The sequence below is a fragment of the Parashewanella sp. 2210YD4-3 genome, from assembly GCF_056591735.1.
Genome location: NZ_JBWQOG010000003.1, coordinates 250,430 through 274,223 on the forward strand (window position 1 = coordinate 250,430; position 23,794 = coordinate 274,223).

Below are 23,794 nucleotides of genomic sequence, written 5' to 3' on the forward strand. Positions count from 1 at the left end.
ACAGAGTCAATAAAAATTTAAAAGCCGGTTATATTTAGTCACCGGCTCGTTCACTTAGAAGTAGTCTTCGGGAATATTTAGCATAGAAGAATCTAGGTTTTCCAATTGTTGAAAGTGGAAATTAGCTTTTGGGAATAACTGATCGAAATAGAAATCACAAAAATACGCTTTCTTTATACGGAAATCTTCTGAAACCTCATCGGAGTGATGAAGCATTTTTAACCAAAGGTAGCCATAAATACAATAACCAAACGCATCTAGATAATTGACAGAACAAGAACTCATTGCCGCAGGCTGGATAGCTACACGTTGTTGAATTGACTTTGCAGTATTAATCAACTGATCAAAACCTGTATTTAATTGTGAAACATAAGGGTTTGGAACATTAGTGAATGATGACATGTTAGTCCTTAACTCCCCTATGAATTCTTTTAAACAGGAAAGGTCATCAGCTAATATTTTTCGGCTTAAAAAATCGTTGGCTTGAATACCATTAGTACCTTCATATATTTGTGCAATACGCGAATCTCTGACTAATTGCTCAGCTCCTGTCTCCCAAATATAGCCATGACCACCGAAAACTTGTTGCCCTAAAATGCTACACTCTAACCCTCGATCGCTAAAGAATGCTTTGGTAACTGGCGTTAATAGTTGAGAAAACCTAGCAGATTGTTTACCTGATTGCTCATCGAGGTAATGAGCACGATCAAGTTGAAGACCAGTAAATAGTGCCAAAGATCTACCAGCGTCAGTTAATGTTTTAATAGTGAGTAACATCCTTCGAATGTCACCGTGCTGGAGAATCATACAAGATGGTACTTTTTCTCCTGTTGCCGATACGGTGCTACCCTGCTCTCTTTCTTTTGCATATTGACTGGCCAGTTGATAAGCCATCTCACCATTTGCAAGACCTTGTATACCAATTGACAAACGCTCATAATTCATCATGGTGAACATGCAAGCTAAGCCTTTATCTTCTTCCCCTATCAAGTACCCAACTGAATTATCGTAGTTCATTACACAAGTTGCAGAGCCATGAATCCCCATCTTATGCTCTACAGATATTGCAGCAACATTATTCGGCTCAGAAATATCTCCTTGCTCATTCACAAGTAGCTTTGGAACTAAAAACAAAGATAACTTATCACTATTTTTTATTTTGGCTAAGACTAAGTGAATGATATTACTTGTTAAGTCATGCTCACCTGCGGTAATAAATATTTTAGTACCTGTTACGCTATAGCTTCCGTCATCAAGATGTTTGGCATAAGTTCGAATGTGGCGTAAATCTGAACCTGCTCCAGCTTCAGTCATCGCCATTGCGCCAGACCATTCACCACTATAAAGTTTTGGAAGGTATTTCTGTTTTAAAGCTTCACTCGCATGAGCATTGATGCATAATCCCGCGCCTGCAGTCAATGAATTGTATAAAGCAAAAGCATTGCAAGCACTGTAATTCATTTCATCGACACACACTCCCAACATTTTAGGCATCCCCATGCCTTCATATTCTGGGTTACCACAAAAACCAACCCAGCCACCTTCTGCAAAGTCCTTGTAAACTTCCTTATAGCCATTTGGCGTTATAACCGTTCCATTATCGAAAGAAATGCTTTGCTTGTCTCCATTCGCATTTATCGGTTTGATTTGTTCGGAAGAAAACTTACTGGCTTCTTCTAGGATTGCCGTCGCTGTATCAAGGTCTAAATTATCTTGTATAAAGGGGAATTGCTGCCAATTTTCTTCTGCTTTAAATACATGCTTGAGCAGAAAATTCATTTCATTTAGAGGTGCATTATATGGATACATATTCTTCTCAACTATTATTCAAACGCTTGTTTTAATCTATTCCTTTTATGAATCAAAAACAAGCACATCAGATCAAGAGCTAAGAATATATACGGATAATCTTGCGGTTCAGTTTATAAATTATCAGAACTGATAAATATGATATTTTACGCTAGGTATGATTAGCTTTAGAGATGAAGCATTTCCTTAATAAAAGGAATGGTAAGTTTACGCTGATGTACCATAGAAGCTTTGTCCAATTTATCAAGTACATCAAATAACGTTCTTAGGTCACGTTGTAGGCGGTTCAATAAAAACTTACCAACATCTTCTGGCAATTGTAAGCCACGCATTTCTGCTCGACGTTGCAGCGCACTTAGCTTATCTGAATCTTCTAGAGGCAAAAGTTGATAATTTAGTCCCCATTGTAAACGGGAAGTTAGATCTTGGAGTAAGAAACCAGCTTCTTTAATTGGTTTGCTTGCACTAACAATTAAACACGAGTCTTGTGATTCTGCTACTCGGTTAAACAGATCAAATACACTTTCTTCCCAAATGGGGTTTCCTGCTATAGCATCAATATCATCGATACAAACTAAATTAACTGACTCTAAACCTTCAAATAAATCAGGTGAAATACTGGCGTGTATACCTAATGGAACATAAAAGCTAGTGCGCTCATTTTCGTTTGCATGAGCACAGGCGGCGTGAAGTAAATGAGTACGACCGGATTTGGCTGGCCCCCAGAGATATAAGGCGGACTGGTTATTACCAATTGCGGTATCATGTAACTTATGTATCAATTCGTCATTACCAACGGTTGGGTAATAACTATTAAATGTCTCGTCATCAGGAAGATAGACAGGTAAAGAAAGTTGTAATGGCGAACTATGATGCACTCAGTTTATCCTAATGCTGAAAGATCAAATCCATTGTAACATGGCAATTAGTAAAATCTATTCTCTCACTGACCTAACCAAAGGTAAGTTTGAGAAATAGATTCATCTTTAAACAGATCTTGGTCGTTATTTAAACTAATATTAGGATCTCGCTGAAAAACTCGCTGTAAGTCTTCCAAGCTGCCGTATAGTTCCAGTTCGAGCCAAAGATTATTACCTTTTATTTGTTCCACTTTAACTGACTTTACAATGGCGAGTTGGCTCAAGTACCGTTCCAACAAAGTTATTTGTTTCAAGTTAATAATTTGCTGGAATTGAATTGACACTTGCTGTTGCTGATCTTCAACAGAAATCGAATATTGTTCAGAATAATATGATGCAAGCTGACTTACTAAATCATCAGATAGTGATTCTAAGTCGCTGAATACTGAAGACTGTTTTACCATCACAGGTCGACGAACTCCATCTTGATCTTTTAAATATACTTGAAGTTGATAAGTATAACCGTCTGCAACTTGTTGGATGTTTGATAAAACAAGATAATCTACCTGATATTTATCAGAAACTTCTGGAAAAGCATCAATGAAATAGCCTTTAATATCTGATTCAGAAATCATACTAAGTTCTGATAGATCAAGTACAGGAAAAATCAGAGGCAATGCTTGAGACTCTGCTGCTTTTTTTATGTTATTTACTATTTGCTCAGAGCTTGAATCATTTAATATTTGCTGAGTTGAATTTGTATCAAAGGTTGTCCAGAGCAATGACAAGGGACGATTACGTTCCCAAATAGAAACTTTTGCGTTTCTCAATAGTTCCAGCAATTTCTTCTCATCAAAGTTAACGACAAGGGATAACTGTTCATCATTATTTAAATAAGAATATTGACGTAAGTATGTCATCGGACTAGATAAGGCAGCTTTTATCAACGGATTTTGCAATGCCGTTTTAGAACCTGTGTTTTTGAAGATAACTTCCGCAAAAGCTTCTCGAAGCGCTTTTCGTTTTTGCGAGTTACTTTGAGAAGTAACATTGATTTGTGCTTTTGTTAATCCATCAACTCGAACTTCTGCAGTTGCATTATCAAAAGAAAGCAATATAAATAAGCAAGCTGCTAAAAGTAAATAACGTTTACAAGTCATTGTTAGAATTAGAAGTTATTTTGAAGTAATGACAAATTCTAACATAGAGATTTAGATACTCAATCACTCATATCTAAAACAGTGAAGATTTAGCAGTAACTGCGAACTAAGATGTGGAAGATACATCTACATAGTAGGGATTTTACTTTGACACTAAAAAGCCCTTATATAAGGGCTTATATCATAATGAAACATTAAAGCTTTTTAGCTATTGTCGTGAGCGTATTCAGCAGGAAGATCATTTCGAATTTCTGACCACACCTTACCGCTTTTTATGCCATATTCACGCATTAAAAGAGGAACGGTTTCAAAATCACCCGTTTCTGCAACAGCCTTTAATTGATGATAAAAATCTAAAGCCAACTTTCTAGCTTCGTTAGAGGTAAAATAATAGCCTCCAACTCTGCTGTACAAGCCTTTAAAGCCATTCAAAATCAGTACATAAAGTGGGTTGCCACAGGAAAAAGCCAATTTATGATGTAAGTGAAAGTCAAATTCAGCAAAAGATTCAGCATCATCATTAATTTCAGATAAGTCGGCTAACACCTCTTTTACCATTTCTGGGTTGGTTCGAACTGCCGCACGAAAATAGATGGTGCTAATATTTGTTCGAGCAGATAACAGCTGATCAACCAATAAAGGAAAGCCATCTGGGTTTAAGTCAGCGATAGTTTCTAGAATATTTAATCCAGAAGTCTCCCAAAAGTTATTTACTTTAGTAGGCTTACCATGTTGAATCGTCAACCAACCATCTCTTGCTAAGCGCTGCAACACCTCTCGTAAAGTGGTGCGAGTAACACCTATTAATTCTGATAGCTCACGTTCTGCTGGTAGAATAGACCCTGGTGGAAATTTATTTTCCCAAATAGAGCGCACTATATATTTCTCTGCAAAACTCGCAGGCCCCTTAGCATTGATAATCATCAACCTACATTTCCAATAATTATTCGCATTGTTAGTAACTGATCATACCAGACACGAAGCAAATGAAAACAACTGTTGTGTAATGTTTTTTACGAAACGGTAGTTTTTTTATCGGAAAATTTGTTAAGGCCATGGTATTTTCCAATTGGAAGGCTTAGAATTTTGCAGTTCTGCTTTCTTTTTCTTCTTTTTGAGAACTGAGTAGATATATTTGATTTTAGTTTCGTCTAGACTGAATCCCCTGAAAAATAATAAGCTTTGGTCAATTTCCTAAATTCACCAAGATGAAAAAAATGTTAGAGAGGAACCTATGCCTGTGACAATCGGTCAGGCGTTTATTGGTAACTTCTTAGGGAACTCCCCTAAGTGGTACAAAATCGCGATAATTGCATGCTTGATAATCAATCCACTTGTTTTTTACTTTATTGACCCATTTGTGGCTGGTTGGTTATTAGTTATTGAGTTTATTTTCACTTTAGCTATGGCGCTGAAATGTTATCCACTGCAACCTGGTGGTTTATTAGCATTAGAAGCAATAGCCATAGGAATGACAACTCCATACCAAGTTCTCCATGAAATCGAAGCCAACCTTGAGGTAATTTTATTATTAGTCTTCATGGTCGCCGGTATTTATTTCATGAAACAGTTATTACTGTTTCTATTTACCAAGATCATCACCAAGATTCGAAATAAAATATTAGTATCCTTGATGTTCTGTGCTTCAGCGGCCTTTTTGTCTGCATTTCTTGATGCATTAACCGTAATCGCAGTAATTATTGCTGTCGCTGTTGGTTTTTACTCTATTTATCATAAAGTTGCCTCTGGAAAAAACTTTAGCGACAACCATGACCATACTGGTGAAGACCACCATTTGAATGAGCAAGAGCTAGAAGATTTTCGCGGATTTTTGCGTAATTTGCTGATGCATGCGGGTGTTGGTACTGCGCTAGGTGGCGTATGTACAATGGTTGGTGAACCACAAAACTTGATCATTGCAGATAAAGCGCATTGGGAATTCGTAGAGTTTGCAATCCGCATGGCGCCAGTGACAGTTCCAGTTCTTGTTGCCGGTTTATTAACTTGTATGCTTGTAGAGAAATTCAAAGTATTTAGTTACGGAGTTCAATTACCTGATGCAGTTCATAAAATTCTTTCAGATTATGATCAATACCAAGATAAGAATCGTTCCAATAAAGAAAAAGTAAAATTGATCGTTCAGGCTGTTGTCGGTATTTGGCTGATTGTTGGCTTAGCATTGCATTTAGCTAGCGTAGGTCTTATCGGTTTGTCTGTGATTATTTTAACTACAGCGTTCAATGGTGTAACTGATGAACACGCACTAGGTAAAGCGTTTGAAGAGGCGCTACCATTTACCGCCTTACTTGCCGTTTTCTTTGCAGTTGTAGGGGTTATTATTGATCAACAACTATTCGGGCCTATCATCAATTGGGCATTAGAATTTGAAGGCCATGGTCAATTAGTTATCTTCTATTTAGCAAATGGATTCCTCTCGATGGTATCGGATAACGTATTTGTTGGTACGGTTTACATCAATGAAGTGAAAGCCGCTTTATTGAATGGGCAAATAACTCGAGATCAATTTGATTTATTAGCAGTAGCAATCAATACGGGTACAAATTTACCATCAGTAGCGACTCCAAACGGTCAAGCGGCCTTCTTATTCTTACTGACTTCTGCAATCGCCCCACTTATTCGTTTATCATATGGACGTATGGTATGGATGGCGTTGCCGTATACTATTGTGCTTACAATCGTTGGTGCATTAGCTATTCAACTAGGTTGGTTAGAGAACTTAACCCAGCATTTCTATGATACGCACCTTTTGATGCATCATTCTGTCAAAGAATTACTGGACACAACCGCTACTGCTCATTAATCTGATACTAAGGTATTAATTTTAATGAATTAAGCCCCAATTATGGGGCTTTTTTTTGCCAATCACGTTATCTATGGAGTTATCAGTGAAGCATCTTGTACAATTTACTCAGCAGCGTTTATCTTGGGGCTTGTTAACCCTGAGCGCCTTGGCTCTCGAAGGGTGTGCACTTTATTTTCAATATGTGATGAAGCTTGATCCTTGTGTGATGTGTATTTATCAAAGGCTTGCCATTTTGGGAATTGCGGTAGGCGGAATAATTGGTTTAAGCAATCCTCAATCGAGATTATTACGTTGCCTTGGTATTGTTGTTTGGGGTGTTAGTGCTTCTTGGGGTTTAAAAATAGCCATTGAATTAGTACAGATTCAAGTTGAAAATAACCCATTTTCTACCTGTTCATTCCTTCCTGATTTCCCTTCTTGGATGCCGTTACATGAATGGCTACCATCAGTATTTATGCCTACGGGTATGTGTGGTGAATCACAATGGATGTTTATGGGAGTAACTATGGCTGAATGGATGATAGTTGTATTTGCCATTTATTTAGCTGCATTCGCGCTATTTTTCCAGCCATCTCTGAGTAAAACAATCAAAAAAGGATTAAGCTTTAAATAAGCCCTTATTCTATAGCGTCGAGTGGCCACATTACGATGTGGTCCTCAATATCTCGAACTCTTTCCTCATTAATTACTTTCCCAGAAGCAGACATTCCAAGCTTATGCATTTTTTTCTTATTGCCGGTAATCAGCGGGTGCCAGCTTGGTAATGGCAAACCGTTATACATACGCTTATATGCACAAGTATCTGGTAACCAATCTAACTCAGGCAAATTATCAATGGTGACGACTGTACAGTCCGGTACATAATTAAAACGAGTCGTGTATTGAGTACAATTACAATGTTTAGTATCCAGCAATTTACAAGCCGCGTTGGTGTAATAAAGCTCATCTGTTTCATCATCAATGATTTTATTTAAACAACACTTACCACACCCATCACATAGAGACTCCCATTCTTGCTGAGATAGGTCAGCTAATGATTTTTGCTCCCAAAAAGTCATACTTAACACCACTTATAAAAAAGGCTGAAGATTTTACTATAAATCTTCAGCCCTTGCAGAGGTATAACTCTAAATCAGAAGCCTTTAATTCTCTTATTGAGAAGCTCTGACATATACATAACTGAAAGTAAACGGTAGTCGTTCATTTGTGGCCATTTTTCCATTACATCAAAATTTTTATATGTAAGATAATATCGCCCTTTGGAATTAGAAACCTTTAAAAGCTTAGCTTGAATATCTGCTCGATTGGGAAGCGGACGACCATTAAACTTGGTCAGGCCTAGTTCTGACCAAAATTTAAAACTTCGAGCTTTCGAATAATCAAAGCTTTTATCCAAGCCTCGACTAAGCTTAACTTGCCTTCCCCAAGTGGAAGAGTGATCCCAGCCATGCTTATTTAGAAAGTTTGCAATGGTTGCAAAACTATCTAAATGATTATGCCAAACGTCTTTTTTGCCATCTTTATCCCAATCCACTGCATATTGGTTATAAAAACTGGGAGTGATTGACAGAAACCCTAAATTTCCTTGAAAGTCACTACTGATTTCTTCAAAAGATACATAGCCAGATTTCACAGACGCTACCGCCGCAACCAACTCTTGTTTTAATGGGCTAGTAGGATCACTATAAGCTTTTGATGCATAGACTGATAACGCGGGATAATCAGGTTTTGATTCACCAAAATTAGATAAAATACCCCACAGAGCAACAATAAATCTAGGTTGTACTGAATAGTGCTTTGAAATAGCTTTAAGTTGCTCAGAGTAATCTTGATGTTTACTATACAAAAGTTCTACAGCATCATTCTGAGCAACTTGTTTTAAATAATTTTCAAAAGAAACATTGAGTTTTTCAGGCTCAGAAGCTACACCCAACTTTTTAAACTGCTTGATGTGTGGAAGTAAAGTATCAATCTCTGCTTGAGACAAGTTTGCTGTTTTAGTTGAAAGTGTATTTTTTACATACTCTTTAAAACTGATATCGTTAGCAAAGCTATTAATGCTGAGCGTTAATATGCAAAATATTGACGCCTGTTTTACAAATGAACGAACCATTAGATGCCCTATTTTCCTTGTGTTACCACTGCTGCAAACTCGTATCTACTTTATTTATAAGCAATATAAGTTTGTATTGAACCGCACTTATTATGTTTGTCTAATATAAAGCGATTACTTCAGTCTTTATTAGAGTTTCAAGCTTAACGCCACCAGTTCAAAACAACAAGTGCTCAAATTAAAAGCTTGCTAATCTTCCACTCCTAAGGACTTTCTATGTTGCTCAAGAAGGTTCTCTGTAGGTGGAGGTAATTGCAGGTAAAACCCCTTTTCATTAATATCCGCTTTTACTGTTTCGATATCAGCTAAAGCCAGGTTTTCAACTTTAATAAATGGCAAAGCCATTACGAAAACGGGTGTGCCAAACATCTTCATTAAGGGTTCAGGAACTTCACTAAAATCACCTTTTTTAGGGATATAAAGATAGGTTTCAGGCTTAATACTACTTTTATATACAGCACATATCATATTCGGTTACTTACTGCTTGAAAGATAAAGTGCCACACTATACCATGATGCAATACAAATATAATCTGAATCAGCTGTATGCTGATGAATTTCAGGGGAAGAAAAGCCGGGATGCTGGAATCTAATCTCGAGTTAAAAGGTTCTTCTTTTACGCTATCTGTGCTTCATATTAAAAGCGCTGATCTTCAAAAGATAAGAATTGAATTAGAAGAAAAACTCGCTATTGCTCCGCAATTTTTTTTAGGAGCACCATTAGTTATCAATCTTGCTGCAGTAGCTGAAAATCAAATCGATTTATCGAAATTAAAGCAGCTATTGACCGATCACGGATTAGTTATAGTCGGTGTTACAGCGGGATCAGACTCTCAACTCAAGATTGCAAAGACTCTTGGACTTGCCTCAATAAAATCTGGTAAGACAATTGAATCGAAATCAATTAACGCCCCTAAATCAACCAAAATTGTTAGAAAGAACATTCGTTCTGGTCAGCAAGTCTATGCCAAAAATGCAGATTTAATTGTTGTGGGCGCCGTAAGCAATGGTGCTGAAGTCATTGCTGATGGAAGCATACATATTTATGGAACATTGAGAGGAAAAGCCATGGCGGGAGCAGCCGGCGATAACAACGCAGTTATTATCGCTAATAAAATGGAATCCGAATTAATTAGTATTGCTGGACAATATTGGCTTGCCGAGAATCTTGCTGAACACGATACCAATGAAGCATGCTGCATTAGGCTTGCTGAAGAATCATTACTATTTGAACCACTCACCTTTTAACAGGTATACAGGGAAAAAATAATGGCACAAATTATTGTAGTCACCTCAGGGAAAGGTGGCGTAGGAAAAACAACATCCAGTGCAGCAATTGCAACTGGTCTCGCCTTAAAAGGCCATAAAACAGTAGTCATTGATTTTGACATTGGTTTAAGAAACTTAGACCTGATTATGGGTTGTGAACGTCGCGTGGTTTACGACTTTGTTAATGTTATTAATGGTGAAGCTAACTTAAATCAGGCTCTAATTAAAGATAAGCGCTGTAAAGACCTATTTATCCTACCCGCTTCTCAAACTCGTGATAAGGATGCTCTCACTAAAGAAGGTGTAGGGAAAGTTCTTGCTGATCTAGCAAAAGATTTTGAATACATCATTTGTGATTCTCCAGCTGGGATTGAGCAAGGGGCAATGATGTCACTTTATTTTGCTGACATCGCAATTGTTACCACCAATCCAGAAGTCAGCTCTGTACGAGATTCCGACCGTATTCTTGGTATGCTTCAAAGCAAATCACGTCGTGCGGAACAAAATCTCGAACCTATTCAAGAATACTTATTGTTAACTCGTTATTCTCCTAAGCGTGTCGCAACGGGTGAAATGCTTAGCGTTGAAGATGTTAAAGAGATCCTAGCCATCGATTTAGTTGGTGTTATCCCTGAATCTCAAGCTGTATTAAAAGCTTCAAACTCTGGTACTCCTGTTATTTTAGATACTGAAAGTGATGCAGGTAACGCTTATTCAGATACGGTAGAACGTTTACTGGGTAACAGTGTTCCTCTTCGCTTCTTAGAAGAAGAAAAAAAAGGATTATTAAAACGGATATTTGGAAGCTAACTTATGGCACTTATTGATTATTTTAGATCGAAGAAAAGCCCGTCCTCGGCTTCATTAGCAAAGGAAAGGTTACAAATCATTGTGGCTCATCAACGTTCTGAGCGAGATACACCAGATTACTTTCCAAAAATGAAACAGGAAATCATTGAGGTTATTAATCGCTACATCACTATCTCAGAAGATCAAGTATCAGTGAATGTGGATCAGAATGATGATAATCTCTCAGTACTAGAGTTAAACGTTACTCTGCCTGAAGATAAATAAACGATGAACAAAAAAAGCAGCTATTTTAAATAACTGCTTTTTTTGATTAAACCTCAAGTTTTGAAAGACTCTCTTCCGTCAATCTACCTCTCCATGAAGTCAAAATTTTCGGTACTCTATCAGGCTGTTTCCAAAGCCACCCTAAGTATTCATGAACCATCTTCTTAGAAGCAATTTGTTCAGGTGGCAATGTGTTTTGCTCAGCAACTTGAGTTAACTGTTGTTTTACCAATTTGAAACTGGCTTTGTAGTCATCTCTGTATGCGATGGCATCGATTCGTTCTGGTAAATTATCAAAATCAGCTTGCTGAAAACAAGTTAAAACTTGTTTGCTATAACGACCACGTTCGATGTTTGACATCTCACGAACTTTACTAAAATCCTTAAGACTTTTAGGCCACATTTTAGCTAAAGCAATTAAAATATGATCTTTAAGAATGAAGCCAATAGCCGTATCTTTTTTAACCGCAGTCTTCAAACGCCAACTTGCTAATGGTTTCAACAACGCCAACTGTTTAGGGGTTAGCTGAAACGCATTCTTTACTTTTAGATAAGCATTATCAAAGTCATGATCATCCGTACGCCCTGCCGTTTGAATTTCACCTTCTTCAAACACCCATTCATATCGGTCTAATTCGATAAGCTTCTGTTTTAGTAGTGGAAAAATTTGATGCAAATAAAAAACATCATTTGCGGCGTAATCAAGTTGCTTCTTAGATAGCGGCCTTTTTAGCCAATCTGTTCTAGACTCACCTTTATCTAAAACGACATTCAGACATTGCTCCACCAGCCGAGCATAACCTAAACCATGATCAAAACCACATATTGAAGCCGCAAATTGGGTATCAAACAATGACTTAGGCTGAACTTTGCCATAATGAGCAAAAATATCTAAATCTTCGCTCCCTGCATGCAATAACTTAGTGATGGATTCATTTTCGAGTAAATTCCATAAGCCTGATAAGTTTTGACACTTTAAAGGATCAACCAAAGCTAATGTTTGACCATCATATATTTGTATCAAACCTAATTTAGCGTAATAAGTTCTCGTTCGTACAAACTCAGTATCTAAACTGATTACGTCGCTTTGTGAAAACTGCGCCATTAAATTATCAAATGCATTTTGATCTTCGACGAGTACATAGTCGAAACCTAAATCATTGTGCAACGTTGTAGACATTAACTAACCTGCTTGTTTGCTTCGTCACGTAACTCACGTCGTAAGATTTTGCCGACATTAGTTTTGGGTAACTCTTTTCTGAATTCGACAAATTTAGGAATTTTGTATCCAGTGAGATGAACTCGGCAGTGTTTGATCAAGTCTTTTTCTGTCAATTTGTCACTATTGGCAACAACGAATATTTTAACCGCTTCACCGCTGGCTTCATTAGGAACACCAACAGCAGCAACTTCTACAACCTTAGGGTGCAGTGCGACGACATCTTCAATTTCATTTGGAAATACATTAAAGCCTGAAACTAAAATCATATCTTTCTTACGATCGACAATATAGAAGAAGCCTTTTTCATCCATATAGCCAATATCACCAGTCGCTAACCATCCATTTTCATCGATGACATCTTTGGTTGCTTCTTCATTTTGCCAATAGCCTTGCATAACCTGTGGGCCTTTAACGTATATCTCACCTGACTCACCTTGTGGTAACACTTGACCTTCTGCATCTCTAATTTGAATATCGGTTCCAGGTGCTGGATAACCGATGGAACCATTGTAGCCATCAAGATTATAAGGGCAACAAGTCACTAATGGAGAAGCTTCAGTTAAACCATATCCTTCTAATAGCCTGCTTTTAGTAATGTTCTGCCATTTTTCAGCCACAGCACGCTGCACGGCCATACCACCACCAATAGACAAACCTAACTTAGAGAAATCTAGTTTTTTGAATCCTTCATCATTAACCAGTGCATTAAATAAGGTATTAACACCTGTGAGCACAGTAAAAGGATATTTTGAAAGTTCAGATACGAAAGCAGGAATATCACGAGGGTTGGTAATTAATAAGTTATTACAACCTTTTTCAATGAATAACAAGCAATTCACTGTTAACGCAAATATGTGGTAAAGGGGTAAAGCGGTTACTACTAATTCTTTGCCGTCTTTTAGGATAGGAGAATATGCCCCGCTCGCTTGTAAAACGTTAGATACTACATTGCTATGAGATAGCATTCCGCCTTTTGATAACCCAGTAGTGCCGCCAGTATATTGTAAAAATGCAATATCATCTGAACTGATATCAGGTTTTATGTATTGTTGTCGACGTCCTTTAGATAACACTTGTCTAAATGGTAACGCCTGTGGAAGGTGGTATTTCGGTACTAGTTTTTTAACGTATTTAACTACAAAATTGACGATAGTGCGTTTAGGCGGGCTTAATAAGTCACCTAAACCAGTAATTATCACACTTTTGATAGGCGTTTCATCAACTACTGTTTCTAACGTTTTCGCAAAATTACTTACAACAACAATTGTTTTTGCACCAGAGTCATTAAGTTGGTGTTTTAATTCTCTAGGCGTATATAGTGGATTGACATTTACCACTGTCATACCAGCTCGTAGAACACCAAACAAAGCAATTGGATATTGTAAAGTGTTTGGCATCATTAATGCTACTCGGTCACCTTTTTTCAAACCAAGTTCATTTTGTAGATAAGCTGCGAATGCTCTACTGCGCTCTTCTAATTTACGATAGGTTACCGTGGCCCCCATACTTACAAATGCGGGTTGATCGGCATATTTATTGACGGATTTTTCAAACATCTCAACAAGTGAAGAATATTGATTAGAGTTGATGTTTGCAGGAACACCTTCAGGTAAGTTATTTAGCCAAGGCTGATTCACAATTGTCTCCTAAGTTCTTTCGAAGAGACAGGATAAAAGTCATCCTGTAAAAAAGTATGATCGTTATTATTGTTATTAAACAGGTTATTATACGCTTGTTTGAATATACTGTATTCATATTCACATAAAAGGACATAAAATCCTAGCTATTCTGGTGATGACTGCTCAATCATAGAGCAAATATGAGCTGCAACGTGCCTAGGATTGTCCATATGAACATGATGTCCCCCTTTACTCATTACTATAGCTAATTGCCTAAAGCAGTCTTCAAACTTATTAGTCGAATATTTAAGCTCTGCAAAACCATTGTCACCTAATATCAATAATGAAGGGACTAAAATACTATCTATTAGATTTAACACTTGGGCTTCAGAATATCTCCACGCAGATCCTAATTTCAGTTTTGGATCGGTTTTCAAGCAAACACCATTATCTGATGGGGTGATATTTCTTGATAGAATAGACAAGCAAAATTGGTAATCAAGCCCTGTCAATTTATAACGAGTTTTCGCAATAGATTCTAACGATGAATAACTTTTAGCCGTTTTACTTGAATTAGTCAGGTCCCGATGCTGGGTAATTGATTGCCTTAGTCTCATTTTCGTTTGTTGTTCATTTTCAAATAATGGGCTTAAGGCTTCCACTAAATTTAAGCTAGCAACATGCTGTGGAAATAAGCTGGTATAAATAGCACCAATAATGCCACCGAAGGAATGTCCGAGGATGTGTATTTTGCTCATCGAAAATTGCTTGAACAAATGCAAAACTAGAGAATCTAAATCAAATACATAATCAGTTAAGTGTAAAGAATAGCCCTCTTGTCGATGTTGTGACTTTCCGTGCCCCGGCCAATCAATCGCAATTAAACAATAATCATCAAAAAAAGGTGCTAATGGCTCAAAACTGTTTGCATTGTCTAACCAACCATGTAAGGCGAGAATAATCGGTTTCTCTTTATCTCCCCACTGCCGAGCTGCAAGCTGAATATGTGGAAGGTTGTAAACAATTTCTTTGGCTTTATTCATATTTTTATCACCAATAAATCATCGGGTCTTAGATGAGTTATAAATCCAAAACAAAGCAATTGCTGCATTTACCACCCATAAGGCCACCCAAAATATACCCGGCAACCAAGTTAAATTAGCTAAATGTGCTGCATCCCCCTCATGGGTATAGCCAAACAATGAAAGAGAACTGAGTAATCCATTTAAAATTAGTGACATACCGAACAATTTGTATAAATGCCGAATCCATCTGACACTTTTAATGTATAAAGAAGCAATAAAGCATATTGCTATCATTAATAAGATCACTAATGTAAGTAGATCGGAAACGTAAAAAATAATTGTCAGTGCTACTATGGCAAGCATTGTCACAGCTAACATCTTAGTAATGATAGGTTTTTTCGGTTCTGCTATTTTGTATATCATTGTGCCAAACCATGGCGTCCCAAAGTATCCACTGAAAGCGATGATGGTGTGAATGCCTCCAATACTAAAGCAATAACCAGAGCCATCAGTAAATAGTTGAATCCTTTCCACAGTTCCTCCAGTTATCAGAGTGGCGATGCCATGGGATAACTCGTGATAAAAGGTGGCAAACCAAAAAAGCGGTAGCCCAAGAAAAGGGATTTGAACTAACAATGCGGCTATCGCAAGGTATAACCAAAACTGAACACTTTTTCTCTCAAACCAATCCATTTATACCAATCCTTTTTGGTATTAAAATTCTGTATTTACCGACCTCATAATGGAATCATATGGTAAATCAGCGGCTAACACCAATCTATAGGAATTAATGATATTAAAGATTTTTCGATTTAGATCATTTGATCGTCTGTGAGCAACGATTTGCTGAATGATTTGAAAAAGTCCCCACCAGTCTAGTGCCGTGGTTACTTGCTGCATGTTCGAGTCATGCATAACATAGCTGTAACTCACTGTGGAGAGTAACTTCAAGGGTAATGCAGAACCAAGCGGTAAACTACCTGCGAAGTCTATTAAAGTGAGCTTGCCTGTCATTCGGTCATAGAGAATATTAGATGGTTTAATATCACCATGAACGATTCCTCTAGTATGACAATGATGAATAACTGAAATTAATTGAGATAACAATCCACAAAATGTCTCAATGTCATTTTCAGTAAAATCTGTAAGTGGTATGGCATTAGCATTGTATTCAAGAGTAATCAATTGCTTATCAAGTTGCATTGCAATGCCTTTTTGAATATGCCTTGCTCTACCTAATTCTCCTGAACATTTTTCTAAAGCACGCCATTCATTACGCAAAAATTCTACATCAGAATAATGCTTTACGTAGTAACAGTCTCCTATCTCAACAACAGTCGACACACTTTGATTATCATTACTGTACATTATAGTTTTGGTAATAACTTGAATTGGTTAAACAGATGTAGTGCTAACACTTGGTTAGAGTTTCTCAAGGTATAACTGAAGGTCAATTTTTGCTTATCAATGCCGTAGTCTAAACGCCGAACCAGTCTTGAAGGTGTTTGTTTAACCTTTCCGTCAAAGAGTAACCGGAATAATGCCCATTGTCCTCGATAAGCTTTGGAGGATACACGGTTATCACCATTAAAGAAGCTGGCACTTAAATAACCACTAATCTTACTAGAGGGCCAACTTAAATCTGTCCACACTCTTGGGCCATGGTTATAGCTAAAAATATTCTCATCACCTCTTAATACGAACCCTGAAACATCAGAGCTCATTTCAGTAGGCTTAAAGCCGAGGTTTAAAGCAAGCTCTTGCCCTGAGCCAAAAAACATTCTGCTAAGCTGCTTGGTTTGGGTCAGTTTGTCTAGACTTTGTTGTCTTATCGGTAAAACGGCTCCATCAATTGTTTCAAGCTTTAATTTTCCCTGTTCCCATGAAACAAAAGGCTTAAGGTATGTATTAGTAAAGTCATCAACAAGCCCTTCTGGTCGAAAGAATTTTGAAAAGTCATCTAAGCTGACTTCACTACGCCCATTTTGAGTAAACGGAAAACGCCCTAAAATCGCTTGCGTGTAGAAAGAGTAGATATTCGCAGACCATTGCTGATTAACATATTGAATATCGTTTTGCACGACAGAGTGCCAAGATTGCACGGCAATATTTGTTGCCCAAGTACCTATTTGTGCAGGTGCCTTTGCAGCTTCACGCTCATAGTTTGTAAGTGGATCTTGTGAGCCTGCTGCATGCTCTTTAGCATAATTAAACATGATTTTGTCAGGCTCTGGGCTTGATAATGCCGTCTCAAAGTAAGTATTTAAATTATCAAGAGAACCAATAAAGCCAGTGACAGGTACTTTGTCGCCTTTTCGCCCAGAACCCTTTAAAAAGTTAGCGTATGATTCAAAAGCTTTATTAACGACAAATGATGGTTGTAAGCTCAACAGTTTATTACCTAAAGCACGATTTATTCTATTGGCTTTACCTAGTGCTTTAGATGCACTTTTCAAACCTAATTGTTTGGCCAGTTTTTGGTTACCTTTGGTATCCGGTTTTTCTTCAACGGCTAAACGGGTGTTAACCACAATAGCACCTAGAACATCCAAAATTGGACTTGTAACAGGCTCTCTTGCTTTATGTAAGGCATAGGAAAGATCTACAGCGGAAGAAAATTGTTTAATATGGATATTTTTGATCAGATCTTTCCAATGTTGAATGTAATCAGCAAAATACAGTTTTTGAACTTCCTTACTGAGATCATTCATCTCTGTAATGGATACTGAACTCATGTTGCCCTTAATCGCTCTGTAATCCTCCAACTGCGCTCTTAGCAACTTGGATTTAGGCGTTAGGTCTAACTCATTTAGCCCCTGTTTTGTAAAAATTTGTGGTATCAAGTATCCATGATAGCCACTGGTGAACCTGAATAAACTATCAAAATTATCTCCAAGCTGATTTCTAACATCTACTTGATTTCGATATTTAGGTAACCCTTTTATTCTTGTGTAAATTAATCGCTCAGGAGACATACCATCTAAGCTGTTGGTCGCGGTAGAAACTAACTTATGATTCGCAGATAGCGTTTGAGAATATTTACTTTTGAACAAATCAGACAGTAAGTTAGAAAGACCTGTAAGGTTATGAACCGATATATTATTTTGCTCTTGAAGTGTATTTAAAACATATTGCTTTAAATCTTCATAATCCAATCTCTGCTTATCAAACAGCATTTCATAATAACGAAGAACTTCAAATATTTTTGTAGGGTTATCAAAGCTAACATAGATATAAAGCTCTTTACTGATTAAATAATCGAGTTTAGGAAGCAGCTCTTTTTGAAGTTGATTTTGATATATGTGATAAATTCGCCTTGCAGTATCATCTTGCTGTGTACTCACTCGCTCATACCAAGGCGCATCTTCAATGCCCGTTACCGCAACTTTTCGTAATTCACTAAGCACAGATACTAAATGTGATAAGTTTTCATCTTTGGCATTTAGTCTTTTTATATCTTCTTGATATATCTTCAATTTAGATAAAGCTTCAGCTCGCCAAATTTCATCTGTATCCCAATTATTCTTTAGCAGAACAGAAGTGTAAGCAACTATCGCGCACACACCCGCGATTAGCAGGGTTTGTCCTACTATGTAGCCAAAGTGCCTTACGTGATTGACACCAACAATTTCATTCTCTGGGTAGATAATGTTTGTAAAAATTCGAGATGAGAAATAATTGCGCCTCCCGGGTATTGCTTTACGTCTTGCACTAGTTGCAAATTCTGCCGTTTCAGCAATAGATTGAGATAATAGGTCAAATTGACTTCCTTTTTGTCCGCACGATAACAGGTACACTCCTCTTATCCACACAGCATCTCTAACTCGATTTTCTTTGCCGATACCGATTAACAATTCAGTTAATAATTTAAAAAAGATCCTAAGTTGATAAGGTAAGGCAATAATTGACGCCGCTTTATCTGAATCGATATTTGAAAACAACTCAAATTGTTGATCAACAACACACTCAAGTAGCCTCTCTATTTGGTCTTCAAAGTCATCAGCGTCAAATCGCCGCTCTTGGGTTATTGGAAAGGTGATACCAAATGGGTTATCAATATCACAGCCGGAAAATATCTCAAAAAAATGCACAAAATCTGAAATGAGATCGGCTTTGGAAAGTACACAATAAACCGGAATGTTGAGCTTGAGAAAGTCGCTCATTGATAGAGTGGCTTCTTGGATGACACTACTCATTGATAAGCGTATTTTTTTGTCTCCCAGTAATAACCGATCACAACCGATAATAGAGATTATGCCGTTTACTCCTTGTCTCGGTCTGTGTGTTAGTAATTGCTGTGAAACTATTTTCCAAAGTTTATCATCGAGCATTTCGTTATCGAAAATTCTCGAGCCAACTTCAAGTGCCACGATTTGATCATTATGCCAAAAACGAATTAGCTGCTGACTGGCCTGCTCATCAAGTAATTTGTCGAGTAATGGTTCAAGGTTGTTTTGAAGTAAAAAAGAGCTTTTAGCATCTTTTTCACCTCCCATAACCAAATACCAAGGCTGATCGTAAAGGCTTTTAAGTTTACTTCCGCTTCTGCCTTTTAATTTTTTAACTGCTTGTTTGAAAAGCCTTTTAAGCGCCTTAGCATCCTGCTTTAATAAGAGAAATTGATCTCGATCGGGATGTTTTTGTTTACTTTTTCTTTCTCTTTTAATCCACCAGAAAGTAGCAAGACCGCCCAAGACCAGTGTAATAAGTATTCCTAGGTACTTTAACCAGTGATAAGCACTATCTGCGGGAATGTACCACCATAACAATCCGGTAAAAAGTACACTAAGTAAAACTGTTAGAATCACCATAAATTTTTTAAACATCGCTTATTGCACCTTTCTTATGGTGGCATTTAAGCCAAAACGTATGTTTAGTTCATTCGCGAGCTGCCTGATGGTTTCCAAATCCCCTGTCTGTGACAGAACCAACTCAACGCCATACTCAGTTTCGATTACCGAAGTATGGTAACCGGACTCTTCAAGAACACTACCTAATTGAGTTGCATCACTAGGGTTGGTATATACGCCAAGAAATACTTCCCACCTAACAGCGTTCATTTGATTTTGCATTGATTGCTCATGCGACATCTGACTTTCAGTTTCGGTACCAGATTTCGCTTTCCCATCAGAAACAGGAATGCTCTCATTCATTGCCACAAACTGGTCGAGTACAAACTTACTGCCTTTGAAATACCAATATTCAGTACTCATATAAATCACAAGTAAAATGAGCGAACCAGCCAATAATACCTTTCTAAAGCTAATCATCCGCCAAGGTTTCAATGCTTCAGGTAATTTGGGTGTTTGAGGAGGTGGTAATACGCTTTCTTCACGAAAATTCCGTATCAAAGAAAAAGTACGAGACTTGATTTCATGTAATTTTGTTTCATCGTTATGGCGATACTTTCCCTGAAAACCTAGCATCATCAACACATACTGGAGTTCAATAAAATCCACTAATTTTTGTGGTTGCAAACATGCCTTTTCAAGAAGCTGAAAGAAAACTTCCCCGCCATTTCTTTCATTAAAGTTCTTGCTTAGCAAAGAGTGATTAACCCAGCGCGAACGTTCACCCCACTGGGTGTATAAAATAGCTTCGTCAAAAGCAGCACAAAGAACAAAGCAACTTTTTTGAATAACACTGGGGTGATAATCAAGCATGACACCTAAGTTTTTAAAATGAGCAATAGCATCCAGCAAGCGTTGCCTAAAACGATCAATATCTTTGGGTTGCCCCTGCCTCGGAATTGTTACCAATATACCAATCAATTGTGTTGCGGCATTGAATAGCGGGCTCTTGTATGCGACGAGTCGTTCAATCAGCTTTTCTGTGCCAGTTAAATCAGGTGTTGGATCGTCATCTGCACTTTGAGCTTCAAAATTAGTATGCTCTCTACGAATAACGACTGTCGGTTCATCCGAAAAAATAGTTGCCATCACAATTACCTGATCACATGGAATTCGACTTCTGCATTTTCGATACATTCATCAATATGCAAAGCAATAGGTTCATCTTTTTTAATGATGGCCTGCCAAAGTTCCGATTGAGTGTTGATTTCGAAATAGGCCGCGTCATGTTTTGATTTGAGCTCAGTCGGCGCATAAGGCAAGTTACGTAAAGGTACGCCTGATAACGCATTCCTCACAAGTTCTGCAATAACACTATTACCTGCTAGCTTGGCGGCTTTGGGGAACTCATCACATAGACGAGAAGCACCGATACTGGATTTGACAACCAAAATGAATTGACCATCATGAAAAAGGCTTCGATCTTTAACAATTGTTCTGAGTAGCCTTCTTGTAGCAAACAAACTTTTGTTCCATGACAAAGTAGTGACATTGTCTATTTGAACCTCGCGAAGTAATACCAGTATCTCTGAAAAGACACGTGAAAAAATGCCGTATAAATCATTATGATTCCAAGAGCGAAACTCTTTTGGTAACTTACCTTCTAGCCCTTGAAACTGACCAGCCATAGAAACGCACTCTAAATACAGTAAGTGCGTTAGAAGATAGCCATTTTCATTCCAATGGCGCACTTTTGGAATCCACGCCCCCAGAGCTTGTAGCCATAAATAGTCTCTTGTAAGAGATTGAAAACTGCGACTGTCGCCCTCAGCTTTCAATCTTTCAGCAATTGTTTTTGCTCGGTATTGCATTTGAGCAAACAAGTCAGAAATGCTTTCTCTAAGGTAAGATGAAACACCGAAATGTAGACAAAAAGGCACAAAGGCTTCATTAAGAACCACTTCACCTTCTGATTTAAATTCTAAAATTTGTGCTATTGCCAGAAGCGTGTAATCTTTTAAGTCTTCACCTTCTAATTTTAAAGTTACGTTCGGAACCCCGACCTCAATATTTAATGCCTCTGATGATTCTTGACTAGTATCAAATACTTTGTGCTCTGCTAACCTATTCCTCATTCTTTCACCTTCACCTATCTCTACAACCCCGCTGCGGGCAATAGGTAAAGCCAAATAAACTTTTTTGTTCGCTGAATTTTCTGGCACTTCCAGTGTGATCCCATTCATTAATGAAAAAGGAGTGCCATCTGGAAAAATACCTTTAGCATGCTCGACATGTATCTTGCCAATATTAAGAAGAGACACTTTCATGGATAATTGATACAAGCCAAAACAATTTGGAGTTACCAAAGTTGCATACTCTCTGGTGTAGTTTTCCAAATATCTTTCTTGTTGTTGAAAGTGTTGAGGGCTTAAAAACATCCCCTCAGACCAAACTATTTTTTTTGTTTCCATCACTTACCTTATTGAGTTGCAATTAAAGTAAGTCCATATACTGTACATATACACAGTCACCCGTAATTTGGTAACTATTCGTCTTCAATTTCGCCAGAAATTGATAGGTTTAAGCCATCTAAATTGATATTGACAATGGCACCATGTGAAAGCAAAACCTTATAAATACCTTTGTTTTTCGCCTCCCGATAATCCGCAAAAGCAGCAATTACACCAATGAATTGGGTTTCTTTATTTAGTGGAAAAGTGAATTTTTTCGTTTGCCCAGGAAATATACTGGGTAACCTTCGAGCGGATAATAACCCTGCTTTAAGTGTCCCTTGAGGGTCAGAATACATACTGATGAAATCCGTTTGGGTAAAAGCTTCACTATCATTGAGTTGATATAACCTCAGTTCAACTGGAGATGATTTACCGGCTAAATTCGGATTGATATTTTTATGTGCAGTTACATTCACCACCAATTGAGGAGACGGCTTTATATCATCTCCAAATGGCCAGATCTCAGCTATTGTGCTGCAACCACTGCAACATAAAACACAAGAGAATATGATTAGTGCTCTTTTCATCTCATTTCTCATCATTGTTTCTTGGTCTCTTGAGCGCTTCTAGAAAATAAGCATGAAATTTAATTTGCCACGTTCTATTTTCCAATTGTCGACTGAAATAACGTTTATACATTTCCCAATACTTGGGCTTGCGACTAAAAAAGGATGGGACCGCTAGTTCGTCAAACATGCTTTGTAAGTGTGACGGTGACAATTCAAGTAGCAGCTTAGATATCGCCTCTTCCATCGCATTTTCGGTTTTTTGTTTGAAGTTCTCTTCGGTACTAATCAAGCTTGTAAGGGAATAGCTTTTTTCTTGTTTTTCTACATTACCTTTTATTGGTGATGGTAATTCAGTTGTCGTTAATGGCTCTTCGAAAAATGGATCATCTTCAACGTCAACAAATCCTATTTCTGCTTCTGCTTCAACATCATTAACTTTGATGCTAAGCCCATCATCAAAAGGGTCATCTTCAATCAAATCAGTTTGTGATTCTTGTATCTCAGGCTCAATTCTTTGTGTACTAGGTTCTTTGCTAACTTGCTGATGAGGCTGAAACTGTTGACTAGATAAATCTTGTGTTGGTTGTTCAATATCTTGCTGTTGATGGAATGGATCATCATCTAGCTCGTCATCAAGCGGCATATTGGCAAAATCTTTTACCGTTGCCTGCTCAGGGAGAAAACAAGACACCAGTAACCTGTAGTTACCAACTCCAAGAATATCACCATCATTTAAACTGGTTTGATTTCCTCTACCCAATGGCTGCTCTGCACCATTGATAAACAGACCGTTGGTGCTGTTATCCATCACTTGATAACCTTTAGCGGTTTTACGAATGATGGCATGCTGACTAGAAATTATTCTTGATACATCATTGAGCGTCATTGTTGAGTCGGGAGAGCGGCCAATTTCCCCACCATTCTCAGGAAAGCTCTTATTCCACTCAGAGATACACTCATTATCTGGTGAGCTAATGATTCGAATCGACAACGGCATAATGTCTGCT

22 protein-coding genes are annotated in these 23,794 nt (G+C 37.7%); 5 read left to right on the forward strand and 17 right to left on the reverse strand.

Annotated features, from left to right (window positions below):
- Window positions 1-54: 54 nt before the first annotated feature.
- The 4 genes from AC1EU0_RS06405 to fadR form a co-directional block, all read right to left on the reverse strand.
- Window positions 55-1,809: an acyl-CoA dehydrogenase family protein gene (locus AC1EU0_RS06405; RefSeq protein ID WP_480301311.1), complete on the reverse strand. Its 1,755-nt coding sequence runs from the start codon at window positions 1,807-1,809 to the stop codon at window positions 55-57.
- Window positions 1,810-1,976: 167 nt separating this feature from the next.
- Window positions 1,977-2,687 (reverse strand): DnaA inactivator Hda, encoded by a 711-nt coding sequence (hda, locus tag AC1EU0_RS06410; RefSeq protein WP_480301313.1) that lies wholly within the window; start codon window positions 2,685-2,687, stop codon window positions 1,977-1,979.
- Between the two features lie 65 nt (window positions 2,688-2,752).
- Window positions 2,753-3,829 carry a DUF2066 domain-containing protein gene (locus AC1EU0_RS06415; protein WP_480301314.1) on the reverse strand — a complete coding sequence of 359 codons (1,077 nt, stop codon included), beginning with the start codon at window positions 3,827-3,829 and terminating at the stop codon, window positions 2,753-2,755.
- Between the two features lie 204 nt (window positions 3,830-4,033).
- Window positions 4,034-4,753, reverse strand: a complete 720-nt coding sequence (fadR, locus tag AC1EU0_RS06420) for a fatty acid metabolism transcriptional regulator FadR (protein WP_480301564.1) — start codon at window positions 4,751-4,753, stop codon at window positions 4,034-4,036.
- A gap of 310 nt (window positions 4,754-5,063) precedes the next feature.
- Here fadR and nhaB point away from each other — a divergent pair, with 310 nt between their 5' ends.
- Both nhaB and dsbB read left to right on the forward strand, forming a co-directional pair.
- Window positions 5,064-6,650, forward strand: coding sequence for a sodium/proton antiporter NhaB (nhaB, locus tag AC1EU0_RS06425; protein ID WP_480301315.1), 1,587 nt, complete (start codon window positions 5,064-5,066; stop codon window positions 6,648-6,650).
- 85 nt (window positions 6,651-6,735) lie between these two features.
- Window positions 6,736-7,266, forward strand: coding sequence for a disulfide bond formation protein DsbB (dsbB, locus tag AC1EU0_RS06430; RefSeq protein WP_480301317.1), 531 nt, complete (start codon window positions 6,736-6,738; stop codon window positions 7,264-7,266).
- Window positions 7,267-7,270: 4 nt separating this feature from the next.
- On the opposite strand, the gene AC1EU0_RS06435 is transcribed toward dsbB, so the two are convergent.
- From AC1EU0_RS06435 to AC1EU0_RS06445, 3 genes are all read right to left on the reverse strand, one after another.
- Window positions 7,271-7,711 carry a YcgN family cysteine cluster protein gene (locus tag AC1EU0_RS06435; RefSeq protein ID WP_480301318.1) on the reverse strand — a complete coding sequence of 147 codons (441 nt, stop codon included), beginning with the start codon at window positions 7,709-7,711 and terminating at the stop codon, window positions 7,271-7,273.
- A 74-nt stretch (window positions 7,712-7,785) separates the two neighbouring features.
- Window positions 7,786-8,766, reverse strand: a complete 981-nt coding sequence (locus AC1EU0_RS06440) for a lytic murein transglycosylase (protein ID WP_480301320.1) — start codon at window positions 8,764-8,766, stop codon at window positions 7,786-7,788.
- A gap of 189 nt (window positions 8,767-8,955) precedes the next feature.
- Window positions 8,956-9,234 (reverse strand): YcgL domain-containing protein, encoded by a 279-nt coding sequence (locus AC1EU0_RS06445; protein ID WP_480301322.1) that lies wholly within the window; start codon window positions 9,232-9,234, stop codon window positions 8,956-8,958.
- Window positions 9,235-9,345: 111 nt separating this feature from the next.
- On the opposite strand from AC1EU0_RS06445, the gene minC reads away from it, so the two are divergent.
- Genes minC through minE form a run of 3 tightly spaced genes read left to right on the forward strand, consistent with a single transcriptional unit; the run spans window position 9,346 to window position 11,109 of the window.
- Window positions 9,346-10,014, forward strand: coding sequence for a septum site-determining protein MinC (gene minC, locus AC1EU0_RS06450; protein WP_480301566.1), 669 nt, complete (start codon window positions 9,346-9,348; stop codon window positions 10,012-10,014).
- 21 nt (window positions 10,015-10,035) lie between these two features.
- Window positions 10,036-10,845, forward strand: a complete 810-nt coding sequence (gene minD, locus AC1EU0_RS06455; RefSeq protein WP_480301324.1) for a septum site-determining protein MinD — start codon at window positions 10,036-10,038, stop codon at window positions 10,843-10,845.
- 3 nt (window positions 10,846-10,848) lie between these two features.
- A complete protein-coding gene (gene minE, locus AC1EU0_RS06460; protein WP_480301325.1) occupies window positions 10,849-11,109 on the forward strand; it encodes a cell division topological specificity factor MinE in 261 nt (86 codons plus the stop codon).
- A gap of 46 nt (window positions 11,110-11,155) precedes the next feature.
- Here minE and rnd read toward each other — a convergent pair whose 3' ends face one another.
- From rnd to AC1EU0_RS06510, 10 genes are all read right to left on the reverse strand, one after another.
- Window positions 11,156-12,289: a ribonuclease D gene (gene rnd / locus AC1EU0_RS06465; protein ID WP_480301326.1), complete on the reverse strand. Its 1,134-nt coding sequence runs from the start codon at window positions 12,287-12,289 to the stop codon at window positions 11,156-11,158.
- Window positions 12,289-13,968 (reverse strand): long-chain-fatty-acid--CoA ligase FadD, encoded by a 1,680-nt coding sequence (gene fadD, locus AC1EU0_RS06470; protein ID WP_480301328.1) that lies wholly within the window; start codon window positions 13,966-13,968, stop codon window positions 12,289-12,291. Before fadD ends, rnd begins: the two co-directional genes overlap by 1 nt.
- Before the next feature lie 146 nt (window positions 13,969-14,114).
- The gene (locus AC1EU0_RS06475; RefSeq protein WP_480301330.1) at window positions 14,115-14,993 is read right to left on the reverse strand and encodes an alpha/beta hydrolase; all 879 of its coding nucleotides are present in this window, start codon (window positions 14,991-14,993) and stop codon (window positions 14,115-14,117) included.
- 18 nt (window positions 14,994-15,011) lie between these two features.
- A complete protein-coding gene (locus tag AC1EU0_RS06480) occupies window positions 15,012-15,668 on the reverse strand; it encodes a M50 family metallopeptidase (protein WP_480301332.1) in 657 nt (218 codons plus the stop codon).
- A 21-nt stretch (window positions 15,669-15,689) separates the two neighbouring features.
- Window positions 15,690-16,319 carry a protein kinase domain-containing protein gene (locus AC1EU0_RS06485; RefSeq protein WP_480301333.1) on the reverse strand — a complete coding sequence of 210 codons (630 nt, stop codon included), beginning with the start codon at window positions 16,317-16,319 and terminating at the stop codon, window positions 15,690-15,692.
- Between the two features lie 23 nt (window positions 16,320-16,342).
- On the reverse strand, window positions 16,343-19,801 hold the full coding sequence (tssM, locus tag AC1EU0_RS06490) for a type VI secretion system membrane subunit TssM (RefSeq protein ID WP_480301335.1): 3,459 nt from the start codon (window positions 19,799-19,801) through the stop codon (window positions 16,343-16,345).
- 3 nt (window positions 19,802-19,804) lie between these two features.
- Window positions 19,805-20,914, reverse strand: coding sequence for a type IVB secretion system protein IcmH/DotU (gene icmH / locus AC1EU0_RS06495; protein ID WP_480301337.1), 1,110 nt, complete (start codon window positions 20,912-20,914; stop codon window positions 19,805-19,807).
- 5 nt (window positions 20,915-20,919) lie between these two features.
- Window positions 20,920-22,236 (reverse strand): type VI secretion system baseplate subunit TssK, encoded by a 1,317-nt coding sequence (gene tssK, locus AC1EU0_RS06500; RefSeq protein WP_480301339.1) that lies wholly within the window; start codon window positions 22,234-22,236, stop codon window positions 20,920-20,922.
- Window positions 22,237-22,310: 74 nt separating this feature from the next.
- Window positions 22,311-22,805, reverse strand: coding sequence for a type VI secretion system lipoprotein TssJ (gene tssJ / locus AC1EU0_RS06505; RefSeq protein ID WP_480301340.1), 495 nt, complete (start codon window positions 22,803-22,805; stop codon window positions 22,311-22,313).
- Window position 22,806: 1 nt separating this feature from the next.
- Entirely contained in the window at window positions 22,807-23,784 is a 978-nt protein-coding gene (locus tag AC1EU0_RS06510; RefSeq protein ID WP_480301342.1) for a type VI secretion system-associated FHA domain protein, read from the reverse strand.
- Window positions 23,785-23,794 lie beyond the last annotated feature (10 nt).

Coding starts and splice junctions, on each gene's coding strand:
- AC1EU0_RS06405 (WP_480301311.1), bottom strand. CDS start 1,809: ATGTATCCATATAATGCACCTCTAAATGAAATGAATTTTCTGCTCAAG.
- AC1EU0_RS06415 (WP_480301314.1), bottom strand. CDS start 3,829: ATGACTTGTAAACGTTATTTACTTTTAGCAGCTTGCTTATTTATATTG.
- fadR (WP_480301564.1), bottom strand. CDS start 4,753: ATGATTATCAATGCTAAGGGGCCTGCGAGTTTTGCAGAGAAATATATA.
- nhaB (WP_480301315.1), top strand. CDS start 5,064: ATGCCTGTGACAATCGGTCAGGCGTTTATTGGTAACTTCTTAGGGAAC.
- AC1EU0_RS06435 (WP_480301318.1), bottom strand. CDS start 7,711: ATGACTTTTTGGGAGCAAAAATCATTAGCTGACCTATCTCAGCAAGAA.
- AC1EU0_RS06440 (WP_480301320.1), bottom strand. CDS start 8,766: ATGGTTCGTTCATTTGTAAAACAGGCGTCAATATTTTGCATATTAACG.
- AC1EU0_RS06445 (WP_480301322.1), bottom strand. CDS start 9,234: ATGATATGTGCTGTATATAAAAGTAGTATTAAGCCTGAAACCTATCTT.
- minC (WP_480301566.1), top strand. CDS start 9,346: ATGCTGGAATCTAATCTCGAGTTAAAAGGTTCTTCTTTTACGCTATCT.
- minD (WP_480301324.1), top strand. CDS start 10,036: ATGGCACAAATTATTGTAGTCACCTCAGGGAAAGGTGGCGTAGGAAAA.
- minE (WP_480301325.1), top strand. CDS start 10,849: ATGGCACTTATTGATTATTTTAGATCGAAGAAAAGCCCGTCCTCGGCT.
- rnd (WP_480301326.1), bottom strand. CDS start 12,289: ATGTCTACAACGTTGCACAATGATTTAGGTTTCGACTATGTACTCGTC.
- AC1EU0_RS06475 (WP_480301330.1), bottom strand. CDS start 14,993: ATGAATAAAGCCAAAGAAATTGTTTACAACCTTCCACATATTCAGCTT.
- AC1EU0_RS06480 (WP_480301332.1), bottom strand. CDS start 15,668: ATGGATTGGTTTGAGAGAAAAAGTGTTCAGTTTTGGTTATACCTTGCG.
- tssM (WP_480301335.1), bottom strand. CDS start 19,801: ATGTTTAAAAAATTTATGGTGATTCTAACAGTTTTACTTAGTGTACTT.
- icmH (WP_480301337.1), bottom strand. CDS start 20,914: ATGGCAACTATTTTTTCGGATGAACCGACAGTCGTTATTCGTAGAGAG.
- tssK (WP_480301339.1), bottom strand. CDS start 22,236: ATGGAAACAAAAAAAATAGTTTGGTCTGAGGGGATGTTTTTAAGCCCT.
- tssJ (WP_480301340.1), bottom strand. CDS start 22,805: ATGAAAAGAGCACTAATCATATTCTCTTGTGTTTTATGTTGCAGTGGT.
- AC1EU0_RS06510 (WP_480301342.1), bottom strand. CDS start 23,784: ATGCCGTTGTCGATTCGAATCATTAGCTCACCAGATAATGAGTGTATC.